The following is a 14248-nucleotide window of genomic DNA, read 5'->3' as shown; positions in this document are numbered from 1 at the left end:
AATGAAGATTCCAGAGTCCGGACAGCCGGCGGGCCAGGAATCGGGACCCCCGGGCGCGGGCGTGACCCGGCTGCGGGCGGCCGTGCGCGACCAGTGGGAGGAGCTGTCCGCCTCCGAGCGGGCGGTGGCGCAGTATCTGGCCAGCGCCCCGGTCGAGCAGCTGCTCTTCGCCGGCGCCCAGGAGCTGGGCGCCGCGAGCGGCACCAGCAACGCGTCGGTCGTCCGGGCGCTCCAGCGCCTCGGTTACGCGGGACTGCCCGCCCTCAAGCGAGAGCTGGCCGCCGACTTCACGGCGACGGTCGCCCCGGAGGTACGGCTCAAGCAGCGCATCGACCATGTCGGCCAGGACCTGGACACCATCTGGCGCGACGTCTTCGCCGAGGCCCGCGACCGCGTCGACCACGGCAGCCGTCTCACCGAACCGGAGGCGCTGCACCGCGCGGTGGCCGCGCTCGCCCCGGCGCGCGAGGTCTTCTGCTACGGGGTGGCCGCCTCCGAACTGGCCGCCCGGCACCTGGCGTTGGCCCTGGGCCGGATCGGCCGCCGGGCCCGCTTCGTCGGCGAGACGGGCTTCGCCCTGGCGGACGCGCTGCTGGCGGTGGGCCAGGGGGACGCGGTGGTGATCTTCCAGCCCGGCCGCGAACTGATAGAGCTGACCGTGCTGGTGGAGCGGGCCAGGGCGGTCGGCGCCAAGGTCGTGCTGGTCACGGACGAGCTGGGCGAGCGCTTCGCGGCCCGCGTGGAGTCGGTCCTCACCGCCCCGCACACCCCGACCGGCATCACGGCGGAGTCCCTGACGGGGCTGGTCGTGGCGGACGTCCTGCTGCTGGCGCTCACCGCGCTGGACGAGACACGCGCGGTCGAGTCGTCCCACCAACTGACGGCGCTGCGGGAGCAGTTGCTGGCACCGCGCCGGAAGGGGTGAGCGCCGGGGCCGTCAGCTGTACAACTCCTCTATCTCCGCCGCGAAGTCCTCGGTCACCGCCGTCCGCCGGACCTTCAGCGACGGCGTCAACTGCCCGCTCGCCTCGGTGAAGGAGACCGGCAGCACCCGGAAGCGGCGGATCGACTCGGCCCTGGACACCAGCCGGTTGGCCTCGTCGACCGCCCGTTGCAGCGCGGCCAGCAGGTCCTCGTCGGTGACCAGTTCCTCGCGTGTCAGATGCTCCTTCTTCCGCATCTGGCGCCAGTGCGCGAGGCCGTCCGGCTCCAGGGTGATCAGGGCCGTGACGTACGGGCGGTTGTCGCCGAGCACCAGGCACTGGCCGATCAGCGGATGGGCGCGCAGCCAGTCCTCCAGCGGGGCCGGGGCGACGTTCTTGCCGGCCGAGGTGATGAGGATGTCCTTCTTGCGGCCGGTGATGGTCAGATAGCCGTCGTCGTCCAGCGCGCCCAGGTCCCCGGTCGCGAACCAGCCCTCGTCCAGGGCCGGTACGGGCTCGCCGCGCTCCCGGTCCCAGTAGCCGGTGAAGACCTGGCCGCCGCGCAGCAGTACCTCCCCGTCGTCGGCGATCCGTACGGAGGTGCCGGGCAGCGGCCGGCCGACCGTGCCCAGCCGGGGCCGGAGCGGCGGGGTCACCGTGGCGGCGGCCGTGGTCTCCGTCAGGCCGTACCCCTCGAAGACGGTGATTCCCGCGCCCGCGTAGAAGGAGGCGAGGGGGCGCCCGAGCGGGGAGCCGCCGCAGATGGCCTGCACCACCTTGCCGCCGAGCGCGGACCGGATGCGCCGGTAGACCAGCGGGTCGTAGAGCGCGCGGGCGGCTCTGAGGGGCAGCGTGGGGCCGGGGCCCGTCCCGGCCGTGGCGGCCTCGACGGCCTGCCCGTACCGCCGCGCGATCCGCGCGGCGCGGTCGAAGGACGCGGCGCGGCCCATCTTCTCGGCGGTGGCGCGGCCGGTGTTGAAGACCTTCTCCAGGACGTACGGGATGGCGAGCAGGAACGTCGGGCGGAAGCCCGCGAGATCCGCGATGAGGTCGTCGGTGCGCAGCGAGGGCGCGTGCCCGAGCCGCACCCGGGCGCGCAGACAGCCCACCGCGACCATGCGTCCGAAGATGTGGGAGAGCGGCAGGAAGAGCAGTGTGGAGGCGGGCTCCTCGCTCACCGACTTGAAGACGGGGTGCAGCAGTTCGATGCAGTTGTCCACCTCCGCGAAGAAGTTGCCGTGCGTGAGGGCGCAGCCCTTGGGGCTTCCCGTGGTGCCCGAGGTGTAGACGAGGGTCGCGAGTGAGGCGGGCGAGAGCGCGTCGCGGCGCGCGTCGAGTTCCGCGTCGGGGACATCGGCGCCGGCCGCGCGCAGCGCGTCCACGGCGCCGGCGTCGAAGGTCCAGAGGTGGGCCAGGTCCGGCAGTTGCTCCTGGGTGACCAGCCTGGCCTGCTCCTCGCTCTCGACCGCGCACGCGACGGCGCCCGAGTCCTGGAGGATCCAGCGGGTCTGGAAGGCGGAGGAGGTCGGATAGACGGGGACGGTGACCAGTCCGGCGGCCCAGGCCGCGAAGTCGAGCAGCGTCCACTCGTAGGTCGTACGGGCCATGATCGCGAGCCGGTCCCCGGGCCGCAGCCCTTCGGCGATCAGCCCCTTGGCGACGGCACGGACCTCGTCGGCGAAGGCGGCGGCGGTGACGTCCCGCCAACGCCCGTCCGTCTGCTTGACGCTGAGGACGGCCTCGTCCGGGGCGTCCCGCGCGTTGTCGAAGGGGATGTCGGCGAGCGAGCCGTCGGGTGCGGGCGGCACGAGGGCCGGTACGAAGACCTGCCGTACGACTCCGTCCACCCACAGCTTCTCGGGCTCGGCGTGGGAGAGCGGAGGTACCGACGGGGACAGGGACGCCTCAGCCCCGGCGGGCACGTCTGCGGACACGCGCTGTTCCCTCATCTCTGCGCGGAGCGTGGGGCTCCGATCCGGCGATTACACCGGGAGCCGGTCGCGAAATCAAGACAGTGACACCGCACGGGTGCGGAGCGTCACCACTGACCTGAGGCCCGCGCGAAAGGCGCTTCCGTGCTCGGCCGGTGGTGGCGGAGCATCGGGCGCCGGGCCGGCCCAACGGGCGTCACCGTGACCAGCGTTCGCCCTCCAGCAGTCTCCCCAGCCCCGTCCAGGCGAAGTTCATCAGCGTGGAGGCGGCCTCCTTGGCCGAGACGTCGGGCGTCTCGTTCGCCCACCCGGCCAGCGCCTCCGCCGCACCGACGAGAGCCTGCGCGACACCGGCGACATCCCGGTCGGCCAGATCCGGCGAGGCGGGTGACGCGCGGCCCGCGTCCCCCAGCAGCCCGGTCACCAGGGCGACCAACTCCTCGCGCATCGCGGCCACTTCGGCGGCGAACGACTCCCCGTGCGTACGGGCCTGCCGGTGCAGCACCGACCAGGCGTCGGGGTGGTCGGCCGTGTGCGCGAAGAACGCCGTGAGCCCGGCCCACAGTTGCTCGTCCGGCGCGAGGTCCGGCTCGACGACACCGGCGCGTACGGCCGCGAGGAGCGCGCCGGCCTCGCGCCGGATGCACGCGGTGAACAGGTCCTCCTTGGAATTCAGATAGAGATACACCAACGGCTTGGAGACACCGGCCAGTTCGGCGATCTCGTCCATCGACGCCGCGCGGTATCCCCGCTGCCCGAAGGTCGCCACCGCGGCGTCCAGCATCTGCCGCTCACGCACCTCGCGCGGCATCCGTTTGCTCTTCCCCACACCTGCGGAACCCACCTGGCCCGACCTCCCGCCCACGTACCCCCGAACCCGGTCAAGCCTACGGTCAGATCCCCTGCCCGATCGAAAAACCGCCACGTCGGAGGGTGGCGCTGGGTCCACCTCGATGGTGGTTCTGGAGCGCTGGCGGGCCGATCGGGCCGTTTATAGCGTCGTGGCCATGATGAACGCGAAGAACGAAGAACGGACAGGCACCACCCGGCGGTCGGCACTGCGCGGGCTCGGACTCGCGGTGGGGGGCGCGGCACTGGCCACCGGGCTGGGAGCCTCGCCGGCCGCGGCGGACCCGCGCCGCGGAGTCACCACCTATGTGCTGGTGCACGGCACCCACAGCGCGGGCGCGTTCTGGACACCGATCGCGCGTGAGCTGACGCTGCGCGGCCACCGCGTCGTCACGGTGGACCAGCCGCTGCACGGCGCGGAGGCTTTCATACCGGAGGCGTATCAGCGGCAGGACCTCGGAGCGATGGCGACCGAGCCGTCCCCGCTGAAGGGCCTCGGGCTGGACGAGTACGAGGCGCGCGTCACGGGCGTCGTGCGGCGGGCGGCGCGCAACGGCCCGGTGGTGCTGGTCGGGCACAGCCTGGGCGGTGTGTCGGTCAGCCGGGTCGGTGACGCCGTCCCGCATCTGCTCGACCACATCTGCTACATGGCGGCCTTCTGTCCCAGCCGGGCGCTGCCCACGGCGGACGCCTGTACGGCGGCGCCCGAGAACGCGAACGCCGTCAGCCCGGTCGAGCTGACGGTGGGCGACCCGGAGCGGCTCGGTGTCCTCCGGCTGAACTTCCGGACCGGAGACAGTCGTGAACTCGCCCTCCTGAAGGAGATGATCTGCGCGGACCACCCCGACGCCGACTACCGCCGGATACTCGCCGGCATGCAGACCGACGAGCCCGTCACCGCTTACGCGGGCCGCGCGGTCGGCCGGGCGGGCAGCTGGGGACGCGTTCCCCGTACCTATCTGCGGTTCGGCGCGGACCGCACGATCGCCACCGCGCTCCAGGACAGGATGATCGCGGAGGCCGACGCGTACACACCCGGCAACCGCTTCCGCGTGCAGGACTTCCCCAGCGCGTCACATGTCGGGCCCCTGGACCCCACCCCGGTCGCGGCAGCCCTGCACACCCTCGCGGGACAACACGCGGGACGGAAGGGATGACGACGCGGCGGCGCCCCCGGCCGAAGGACCGGGGGCGCCGTTAGGGACTCGCCGTGGGCTACCGCGTCACGCGGCGACCGGGACCGCGCTGTCGCGGTCGCTGGTCTCGGGCTCGTCGATCGGGTTCGCCGAAGCCGAGTTGTACTTGTCGTGGTCCAGGATCTTCTCCCGGGACGCGACGATGACCGGGACCAGGGCCTGGCCGGCGACGTTCGTGGCCGTACGCATCATGTCGAGGATCGGGTCGATCGCGAGCAGCAGACCCACGCCCTCCAGCGGCAGACCCAGCGTCGAGAGGGTCAGGGTCAGCATGACCGTCGCGCCGGTGAGACCGGCCGTGGCGGCCGAGCCGACCACCGAGACGAAGACGATCAGCAGGTAGTCCTGGATGCCCAGTTGGACGTTGAAGATCTCCGCGATGAAGATCGCCGCCAGCGCCGGGTAGATCGCGGCGCAGCCGTCCATCTTGGTGGTGGCGCCGAACGGGACCGCGAAGCTGGTGTACTCCTTCGGCACGCCGAGACGCTCGGTCACCCGCTGGGTGACGGGCATCGTGCCGACCGAGGAGCGGGAGACGAAGGCCAGCTGGATCGCGGGCCAGGCGCCCTTGAAGAACTGGATCGGGCTGACCTTGGCGACGGTCGCCAGCAGCAGCGGGTACACACCGAACAGGACCAGGGCGCAGCCGATGTACACGTCGGCGGTGAAGGTCGCGTAGTCGCCGATCAGGTCCCAGCCGTAGTCCGCGATGGCGTAGCCGATGAGGCCGACGGTGCCGAGCGGGGCGAGGCGGATGACCCACCACAGGGCCTTCTGGAGCAGTTCGAGCACGGACTCGCTGAGCGCGAGGATCGGCGCGGCGCGCTCGCCGAGCTTGAGCGCGGCGATGCCCGCGACGGCGGCCATGAAGACGATCTGGAGGACGTTCAGCTCGGTGAACGGGGTGATCACGTCCGTCGGCACGATGCCGGTCAGGAAGTCGATCCAGGAGCCGGAGCCCTCGGGCTTCGCGCCGTCCTTGGGCGTGAGGCCGGTGCCGGAGCCGGGGTTGGTGACGAGGCCGATCACGATGCCGATGACGACGGCGATCAGGGAGGTGATCAGGAACCAGAGCAGCGTCCGCGAGGCCAGCCTGGCGGCGTTGTTGACCTTACGGAGATTGGTGATCGACACCAGGATCGCGAAGAAGACCAGCGGGGCGACGGCCAGCTTCAGGAGCTGGACGAAGATGCTGCCGATCTTGTCGAGGGTGGTGTACAGCCAGTTGATGTCCTGGCTGCGGGCGAGCCAGCCGAGCAGGACGCCGAGGACGAGACCGGCGACTATCTGGGCCCAGAACGGGACCTTGGGCAGGGAGAGACCTGGGCCGGAACCGGCCGGCTTGTCGGCCTGGTCGGCCTTGCCGGTGGTGGCGGGCTCGGAATTCGCGGACACGGACACACTCCAGTTGGGCGTACGGGGATAGGGGGACGAGAGGAAGGGGGTGGAACTGGGGGGTGCGGCGCCCGTGCTTCAGAGGTGGCGCCGCCGCATGGTGCCGGGTCGGATCAGTGCCGACAGGCCCTAGCGGCAACAGACCGCGGACATGCAGCGGCAGAGATCGACATGCAGGCGCGCCACGAGCGGGAGGCTCACGGCGTGATGGCGCACTGCTGTCTTCATGCCCGATACATTAACACCGGGGCTTTGGGGAACTCAAAGGTCTGCTTTGAGGTATCGGTCGGCGGAGCGCGCCAACTGCCCCCGGACACACCGACGCCCCGGCGCGTGGGCGGCCGGGGCGTGACGAACCGGGCATGGACCGGCGTACGGATGTGACGAAGCTTACGCGGCGCTTAGGGCGCCCATACGGGACAGAACGCGCGCCCTACCGGGTCGCGCCGTCCTCCTGCGCGCGGTTCGCCTCAAGCTTGGCCTTCGCGGAGTCGACCTTGTTGACGAGCTGCGTGGACATCTCGTCGCGCTGCTTGCGCAGCAGGACGAAGCTGAGCGGCGCGGAGACGACGAGCGCGAGCAGCAGCACCCAGACGAAGTTCGAGTCGCCGAGCCCCTTGGGCAGCGCGCCGAACTGGACCAGGACGGCGACAACGACGAAGCAGCCGACGAAGATGCCCAGGCGCATCGCGGTGTAGCGGATCGTGGCGCTCGTTCTGGCGGCGGTCACGGCGGCCCTCTCTGCTCGTGCTCCTCGTGGCGGCGTACGCGTCCGGATGTGTCCGGCGTACCCGACCAGTGAAGCACGCCGTCCGGCGCCCCATATAGGGGGGTTGGCTCAGCGCAGCGACAGCAGCATCGTGATGTCGTCGCGGTCGTCGCCGGGCGCCACCCGTATCGCGTCCGGCACCCGGCCGACCTCCTTGTAACCGCAGGCCGCGTAGAACCGGTCCAGCCCCAGGCCGCCCCGGCAGGTGAGCCGTATCGCCTCGATGCCGTCGATGCCGCGGGCGGCGTCGGCCGCCGCCCGCATCAGGTCGCGGCCGTATCCCTTGCCCTGGTGCCTCGGGTGGACCATCACCGTGTAGAGCCAGAGCCAGTGCCCCATCAGCCGGTGGGTGTTGAGCGCGAGGAAGGCGGTGGCGGCCACGGCGCCGTCCTCGTCGTACCCGACGAGCAGCCGGGTCCGGCCCTCGGCCATCGACGCGAGGTGCTTGACCAGCTCGGCCCGTACGTCGTCCGGGTTCACCGGCGGTACGAAGCCGACGGCGCCGCCCGCGTCGGAGACGTCCGCCCAGAGCGTGACGACGCCGTCGCGCAGGGCCGGGTCGACGGGCGGGTCCAGCGTGAACACGAGCGGCGGCGACGTAAGTGGCATTCTGCAACACTAACCATTACGCGAGCTCGGCCTCAACCCCATTCCAGAACGCGAGAAGCCCCAGCTCAACGAGCTGGGGCCGCTCGAACGGGGCGCTCAACGGGCACTCGACCGGCGCTCGGCGGAAAGCCGCCGGGAGATCAGAGCCGCATCGGCTGCGGCGTCTCGCGCCGGTCCGCGTCGGGGCCCGGGTACTCCCGGATGATCTCGTAGCGCGTGTTGCGCTCGACGGGCCGGAAGCCGGCGTCGCGGATCAGGTCGAGCAGATCCTCGCGGCCGAGCTTGTTCGGCGTGCCGTAGTTGTCGGCGTCGTGCGTGATCTTGTACTCGACGACCGAGCCGTCCATGTCGTCCGCGCCGTGCTGGAGCGCGAGTTGGGCGGTCTGCACGCCGTGCATCACCCAGAAGACCTTCACGTGCGGGACGTTGTCGAACAGCAGCCGGGAGACGGCGAAGGTCTTCAGCGCCTCGGCGCCGGTGGCCATCGTCGTACGCGCCTGGAGGCGGTTGCGGACCTTGCCGTCCTGCATGTCCACGAAGTCGTGCTGGTAGCGCAGCGGGATGAAGACCTGGAACCCGCCGGTCTCGTCCTGGAGTTCGCGCAGCCGCAGTACGTGGTCGACCCGGTGCCTGGGCTCCTCGATATGGCCGTACAGCATCGTGCACGGGGTCTTGAGACCCTTCTCGTGCGCGAGCCGGTGGATGCGCGACCAGTCCTCCCAGTGGGTGCGGTGGTCGACGATGTGCTGCCGGACCTCCCAGTCGAAGATCTCGGCGCCACCGCCCGTCAGCGATTCGAGGCCCGCGTCGATCAGCTCGTCGAGGATCTCACTGGCGGACAGCCCGGAGATCGTCTCGAAGTGGTGGATCTCGGTGGCGGTGAACGCCTTGAGCGAGACCTCCGGCAGCGCCTCTTTGAGAGCCTTGAGCGAGCGCGGGTAGTAGCGCCAAGGGAGCGTCGGGTGGAGCCCGTTGACGATGTGCAGCTCGGTGAGGCTCTCGCCGCGCATCGCCTCGGCGAGCCGGACGGCCTCCTCGATACGCATCGTGTACGCGTCCTTCTCGCCCGGCTTGCGCTGGAACGAGCAGTAGGCGCACGACGCGGTGCAGACGTTCGTCATGTTGAGGTGCCGGTTGACGTTGAAGTGGACGACGTCACCGTTCTTACGGGTCCGCACCTCGTGCGCGAGACCGCCCAGCCAGGCCAGGTCGTCCGACTCGTAGAGGGCGATGCCGTCCTCACGGGTCAGCCGCTCACCGGCCCTGACCTTCTGCTCCAACTCGCGCTTGAGCCCCACATCCATGACAGATGCAGTCATGCGGCGCCTCCCACTGTGTGTGCCATATGTCCGCCGAACACCCGGTTACCAGTTCCCACCAACCGTACGCCTACGTTTCGTCGGGAAGTTCGCCGACCCGGTTCTCCCATTTGGTGGAGAGCACGATGGTCGTACGGGTCCGCGAGACGCCCTTCGTACTGCCGAGGCGGCGGATCGTCTTCTCCAGACCGTCGACGTCACCGGCGCGGACCTTGAGCATGTACGAGTCGTCGCCCGCGATGAACCAGCAGTCCTCGATCTCGCTCAGTCCGCGCAGCCGGTGCGCGACGTCCTCGTGGTCGGCGGCGTCCGAGAGCGAGATGCCGATCAGCGCGGTGACACCGAGGCCGAGCGAGGCCGAGTCGACGGTGGCGCGGTAGCCGATGATGACGCCCGCCGCCTCCAGCCGGTTGATGCGGTCGGTCACGCTGGGCCCGGAGAGCCCGACGAGCCGGCCCAGCTCGGCGTACGAGGCTCTGCCGTTCTCCCTGAGGGCCTGGATGAGCTGCCTATCCACGGCGTCCATATGCCTGAAGCCTTCCATTGTTCAGCAATCTCGCAAGTGATGTATGCAATCTAAGGCAGTGTGGCGGTACAGCGGTGTATGTACGGGGTACGGGGCCGACTAGGGTGCTTCCGGTTCCGTACGGGAGCCGCCCGGGTCCTGTCCGGGCCCGGCGGAGATCGCCCGGCCCAGCTCCCCCTCCCAGCGGCGGTACAGCCGGTGCGGCACCCCCGCCGCGTCCAGCACGCGCCCGGCGACGAAGTCCACCAGATCCTGGATGTGCGTCGCCCCCGCGTAGAAGCCCGGGGACGCGGGCAGCACCACGGCGCCCGCCTCGTCCAGGGTCACCAGATGCTTGAGGGTCTGTCCGCCCAACGGGGTCTCCCGGACGGCGACCACCAGTGTGCGGCGCTCCTTGAGCGTGACACTCGCCGCGCGTTGCAGCAGATCCTTCGACAGCCCGAGCGCGACGCCCGCCACACAGGCCGTGGAGGCGGGGACGATCAGCATCCCCCGCGTCGCGTACGACCCCGAGGACGGCCCGGCCGCCAGATCACCGGCGGCCCAGTGCCGTACGTCCGACACATCGGGGTCGAAGGTGTCCGGCTTGCCGTCGGCGCCCCGGGCCAGCCACGTACGCAGATCGTCCCGCCAGTGCGCGTCCCGGAAGGAGATGCCCGTCTCGTCGAGCAGCGTGAGGCGTGAGGCGCGGCTGACGATCAGGTCCACGCTCTCGCCGGCGGCCAGCAGTCCGCGCAGCACGGCCGCCGCGTACGGGGTCCCCGACGCGCCGGAGACTCCGACGACCCACGGGCGCCGGGGCGCCGCCGTGGGCCGCTCGACAGGGCGCTGGTCCGCTGGGTCCGATCCGGGGTTCACGCGTCCGACCCTATCCGGCGTCCAGAAGGCGTCCGGAAGCAGGAACCGGGGACGGGGCCTCGCGCGTTCCAGGGATGGGAGCGCGACGACCCTTGGGGGGCGACATGCCGGATTCATCCATCGACAGGAACGCTGTGGGCCGTATCAAGGCCGCGGCGGCGCTGATGCTGGGCTGGCTGGCGCTGCTCTGGGTCCTGGAGGCCGTGGACTCCTCGACGGGCGCGCTCGACACGTACGGGCTGAGCCCGCGTGACCTGGGCGAGCTGCGCGATGTCATCCCGATGGCCTTCCTGCACCACGGTTTCGACCATCTGATGGCCAACTCCGTGCCGTTGCTCGTGCTCGGCTTCCTCGCCGCCCTCAGCGGCACGGGCCACTTCCTGCGCGTGGTTCTCACGATCATGGTGGTCGGCGGCCTGGGCGTCTGGCTCACGGCGGCGGACAACTCCGTCACGGCCGGGGCGTCCGGTGTGGTCTTCGGGCTGCTCGGCTATCTGCTGGTGCGCGGCTTCGTCAATCGCAGCATGGTCGACATCGTGGTCGGCGTGCTGGTCCTGGTGATGTACGGGTCGGCGCTGTGGGGCGTCCTGCCGACGAATCCGACCGTGAGCTGGCAGGGGCATCTCTTCGGGCTGATAGGCGGCGTGGTGGCGGCGTTCATGTTCCGCCGCCCGGGGCGCCGGGCCCCGGCGGGCGCGCTCAACTACTGACCGCGCCCACCGACCGCTCCGTCACGCCACATCACGTCACGTCGCGTCGCGTCAGGGGGTCAGTCCCCGTACGAGCAGGTCGAGCAGCGCGCAGATGAAGAGCGCGATCCCGATGAAGCCGTTCACGGTGAAGAAGGCCCGGTTGAGCCGGGACAGATCGTTCGGCTTCACGACCTGGTGCTCGTAGAGGAACGCCGCGGCGACGATCAGCAGCCCGACCCAGAAGAACACCCCGGCGTCGGTGGCCAGCGCGTACCAGACCAGCAGGCCCGTGGTCACGGCGTGCGCGACACGTGCGCCGTACAGCGCGGCCGGGATGCCGAAGCGCGCCGGGACGGACTTCACGCCGTGCGCGCGGTCCGCCTCGACGTCCTGGCTGCCGAAGATCAGGTCGAAGCCGCCGATCCAGATGCCGACGGCCAGCCCGAGGATGACCGCGTCCCACGACCACTCGCCGGTGACGGCGATCCAGGCGCCGACCGGGCCCATGGCCTGGGCGAGGCCGAGGATGGCGTGCGGGAAGTTCGTGAAGCGCTTCCCGTACGGATAGACGACCATCGGGACCACGGCGACGGGAGCGAGCACCAGACAGAGCGGATTGAGCAGGGCGGCGGCGCCCAGGAACACCACGAGGGCGACGAGCGCGCCCGTCCACGCGGAGCGCACCGACACCGCGCCGGTCACCAACTCACGGCCCGCGGTACGGGGGTTACGGGCGTCGATCTCGCGGTCGATGATCCGGTTGCAGGCCATCGCGAAGGTCCGCAGGCCCACCATGGCGACCGTGACGAGCAGCAGCCGGCCCCAGTGGATGGTCTTGTCGAGCTGGAACATGGCCGTCAGCGCGGCGATGTACGCGAACGGCAGCGCGAAGACCGAGTGCTCGATCATCACGAGCCGCAGGAACGCCCGCGTTCTGCCGCCCGACGACGCGGGGCCGCCCGGCCCCCCCGGCCGTCCCGGCCTGCCCTGCCGTCCCTGTCGTCCTTGCCCGACGAGACCGTCGGCTCCCTCGGCGGCACTGGTCACAGGCCGTACTCCCTCCAGCGCTTCGTCACCCGGTCCGCGGTCTCCGGGTCGGACTCGACCATCTCCGGCCAGCCGCCGTCCCGCGTGTACCCCTCCTCGGGGAGTTTGCGCGTCGCGTCGATACCGGCCTTGCCGCCCCAGAACTGCTGGTACGAGGAGTGGTCGAGATGGTCGACCGGGCCCTCCACGACCGTCAGGTCCCGCGAGTAGTCGGTGTTGCCCAGCGCCCGCCAGGACACCTCGTGCAGATTGTGGACGTCGCAGTCGGCGTCCACGACGACGATCAGTTTGGTGAGCGACATCATGTGGGCGCCCCAGATGGCGTGCATCACCTTCTGCGCGTGCTTCGGGTACTTCTTGTCGATCGAGACGATCGCGCAGTTGTGGAAGCCGCCCGACTCCGGCAGGTGGTAGTCCACGATGTCGGGCACGATGATCTTGAGCAGCGGCAGGAAGAACCGTTCCGTCGCGCGCCCCAGCGGCCCGTCCTCCGTCGGCGGCCGGCCGACCACGATCGACTGGAGCAGCGGACGCTTGCGCATCGTCACGCAGTCGATGGTCAGCGCCGGGAACGGCTCCTGCGGTGTGTAGAAACCGGTGTGGTCGCCGAACGGCCCCTCGGGCAGCGTCTCCCCCGGCTCCAGCCAGCCCTCGATGACGACCTCGGCGTTGGCCGGCACCTGGAGCGGCACCGTACGGCAGTCGACCATCTCGATCCGCTTGCCCTGGACGAAGCCGGCGAACAGGTACTCGTCGATGTCACCGGGCAGCGGGGCGGTGGAGGCGTACGTCACGGCGGGCGGACAGCCGAAGGCGATGGCGACGGGCAGCCGTTCACCGCGCTTGGCGGCGACCTGGTAGTGGTTGCGGCTGTCCTTGTGGATCTGCCAGTGCATGCCGATGGTGCGCTTGTCGTGGCGCTGGAGCCGGTAGAGCCCGAGGTTGCGGACACCCGTCTCCGGGTGCTTGGTGTGTGTCAGACCGAGGTTGAAGAAGGAGCCGCCGTCCTCGGGCCAGGTGAACAGCGCGGGCAGCCGGTCCAGATCCACGTCGTCACCGGTGAGGACGACCTCCTGCACGGGCGCGCTGCCGGGCTTCACCTTCTTCGGCGGCACGTGCGTCATCGTGCCGAGCTTCCCGAACGCCTCGCGTACTCCCACGAAGCCCTGCGGCAGTTCGGGCTTGAGCAGCCCGCCGATCTTGTCACTGATGTCCGTGTACGAGGTGAGGCCGAGCGCCTTGAGGAGCCGGCGGTCCGTCCCGTACACGTTCATCGCCAGGGGCATGTCGGAGCCCTTGACGTTCTCGAAGAGGAGCGCCGGCCCGCCGGCCTTGTTCACCCGGTCGACGATCTCGCCGACTTCCAGATAAGGATCGACCTCCGCCTTGACACGCTTGAGGTCGCCGTCGCGCTCCAGCGCCCGGAGCAGAGAGCGAAGATCGTCGTAAGCCATGCCGTCCAGTATCTGCTACTCGCTACCCTGGACCTGTAACCGGGGCCACCGCCCCGTACTCGATCTCCATTCCCAGGGGGACCGCCATGCTTCGGGTGCTGATGATTCTGGTGCCGCTGGCTCTCAGCATCTACGCGTTCATCGACTGCATCACCACCGACGAGAAGGACATCCGTCATATCCCCAAGCCCATCTGGGCCATCCTGGTGCTGCTCTTCCCGCTGGTCGGCTCGATCGCGTGGCTGATGGTGGGCAAGAAGCCCACGGCCGGCATCGGCTCGGCGGGTGGCCGCCGGGGCGGCTGGGTCGCGCCGGACGACAACCCCGACTTCCTCAAGTCCCTTGAGAGGGACGGCAAGAAGGACGGCAAGACGGACGCGGCGGCGAAGGACGACGGGAAGAAGGAAGAGTCGCCGGTCGCGGATCGCGCGGACGACACGGGCAGCACGGACGCGCTGGCCGAACTGGAGCGGCGCGAGGCCGATCTGCGCCGCCGGGAGGCCGAGATCGAGCGCCGCGAGAAGGGCGGCAGCGCCGACGACGTCCCGCCGACGGCCTGAGCCCGAGCTTCACCACGACACAGCGGCGGGGGGGGGGGGGGGGGGGGGGGGGGGGGGGGGGGGGGGGGGGGGGGGGGCGGGGGGGGGGCGGCGGGGCGGGCCCGCGGCCGGGGGGGGCGC

Annotated in this window: 14 protein-coding genes; 4 read left to right on the top strand and 10 right to left on the bottom strand. The window is 70.6% G+C overall.

The features are described 5' to 3' along the window. Window position 1: 1 nt before the first annotated feature. Entirely contained in the window at window positions 2-925 is a 924-nt protein-coding gene (locus tag ACFYNU_RS17480) for a MurR/RpiR family transcriptional regulator (protein ID WP_356586621.1), read from the top strand. 12 nt (window positions 926-937) lie between these two features. Here the strand turns inward: ACFYNU_RS17480 and ACFYNU_RS17475 are convergent, their stop codons facing one another. Then, complete coding sequence (locus ACFYNU_RS17475; protein ID WP_356586980.1) at window positions 938-2821, bottom strand: AMP-dependent synthetase/ligase; 1884 nt, start codon at window positions 2819-2821, stop codon at window positions 938-940. Window positions 2822-3050: 229 nt separating this feature from the next. Next, complete coding sequence (locus ACFYNU_RS17470; RefSeq protein ID WP_356586978.1) at window positions 3051-3665, bottom strand: TetR/AcrR family transcriptional regulator; 615 nt, start codon at window positions 3663-3665, stop codon at window positions 3051-3053. Window positions 3666-3933: 268 nt separating this feature from the next. Here ACFYNU_RS17470 and ACFYNU_RS17465 point away from each other — a divergent pair, with 268 nt between their 5' ends. Next, a complete protein-coding gene (locus ACFYNU_RS17465; RefSeq protein WP_356586975.1) occupies window positions 3934-4860 on the top strand; it encodes an alpha/beta hydrolase in 927 nt (308 codons plus the stop codon). A 66-nt stretch (window positions 4861-4926) separates the two neighbouring features. On the opposite strand, the gene ACFYNU_RS17460 is transcribed toward ACFYNU_RS17465, so the two are convergent. From ACFYNU_RS17460 to ACFYNU_RS17435, 6 genes are all read right to left on the bottom strand, one after another. Beyond that, the gene (locus tag ACFYNU_RS17460) at window positions 4927-6294 is read right to left on the bottom strand and encodes a dicarboxylate/amino acid:cation symporter (RefSeq protein WP_356586619.1); all 1368 of its coding nucleotides are present in this window, start codon (window positions 6292-6294) and stop codon (window positions 4927-4929) included. Window positions 6295-6727: 433 nt separating this feature from the next. Continuing rightward, window positions 6728-7024, bottom strand: a complete 297-nt coding sequence (locus tag ACFYNU_RS17455) for a DUF4229 domain-containing protein (RefSeq protein WP_356586617.1) — start codon at window positions 7022-7024, stop codon at window positions 6728-6730. Between the two features lie 108 nt (window positions 7025-7132). Continuing rightward, on the bottom strand, window positions 7133-7672 hold the full coding sequence (locus ACFYNU_RS17450; RefSeq protein WP_356586615.1) for a GNAT family N-acetyltransferase: 540 nt from the start codon (window positions 7670-7672) through the stop codon (window positions 7133-7135). 140 nt (window positions 7673-7812) lie between these two features. Then, entirely contained in the window at window positions 7813-8976 is a 1164-nt protein-coding gene (gene mqnE / locus ACFYNU_RS17445) for an aminofutalosine synthase MqnE (RefSeq protein WP_356586973.1), read from the bottom strand. A gap of 85 nt (window positions 8977-9061) precedes the next feature. Next, window positions 9062-9517 (bottom strand): Lrp/AsnC family transcriptional regulator, encoded by a 456-nt coding sequence (locus ACFYNU_RS17440; protein WP_023539462.1) that lies wholly within the window; start codon window positions 9515-9517, stop codon window positions 9062-9064. Between the two features lie 99 nt (window positions 9518-9616). Next, window positions 9617-10375, bottom strand: coding sequence for a UbiX family flavin prenyltransferase (locus ACFYNU_RS17435; RefSeq protein ID WP_356586613.1), 759 nt, complete (start codon window positions 10373-10375; stop codon window positions 9617-9619). 104 nt (window positions 10376-10479) lie between these two features. Here ACFYNU_RS17435 and ACFYNU_RS17430 point away from each other — a divergent pair, with 104 nt between their 5' ends. Continuing rightward, window positions 10480-11085: a rhomboid family intramembrane serine protease gene (locus tag ACFYNU_RS17430; RefSeq protein WP_356586611.1), complete on the top strand. Its 606-nt coding sequence runs from the start codon at window positions 10480-10482 to the stop codon at window positions 11083-11085. A 51-nt stretch (window positions 11086-11136) separates the two neighbouring features. Here the strand turns inward: ACFYNU_RS17430 and mqnP are convergent, their stop codons facing one another. Together mqnP and ACFYNU_RS17420 are read right to left on the bottom strand one after the other, a co-directional pair. Next, entirely contained in the window at window positions 11137-12114 is a 978-nt protein-coding gene (gene mqnP / locus ACFYNU_RS17425; RefSeq protein ID WP_356586609.1) for a menaquinone biosynthesis prenyltransferase MqnP, read from the bottom strand. Beyond that, the gene (locus tag ACFYNU_RS17420; protein WP_356586607.1) at window positions 12111-13568 is read right to left on the bottom strand and encodes a menaquinone biosynthesis decarboxylase; all 1458 of its coding nucleotides are present in this window, start codon (window positions 13566-13568) and stop codon (window positions 12111-12113) included. Before ACFYNU_RS17420 ends, mqnP begins: the two co-directional genes overlap by 4 nt. Before the next feature lie 86 nt (window positions 13569-13654). On the opposite strand from ACFYNU_RS17420, the gene ACFYNU_RS17415 reads away from it, so the two are divergent. Continuing rightward, window positions 13655-14128, top strand: a complete 474-nt coding sequence (locus ACFYNU_RS17415; protein ID WP_356586605.1) for a PLD nuclease N-terminal domain-containing protein — start codon at window positions 13655-13657, stop codon at window positions 14126-14128. Window positions 14129-14248: the final 120 nt, after the last annotated feature.

Source organism: Streptomyces sp. NPDC006643, assembly GCF_042870175.1.
GTDB lineage: Bacteria > Actinomycetota > Actinomycetes > Streptomycetales > Streptomycetaceae > Streptomyces.
Note: the sequence above shows the minus strand (reverse complement) of the source record. Positions and strands in the feature narration are given on the sequence as shown.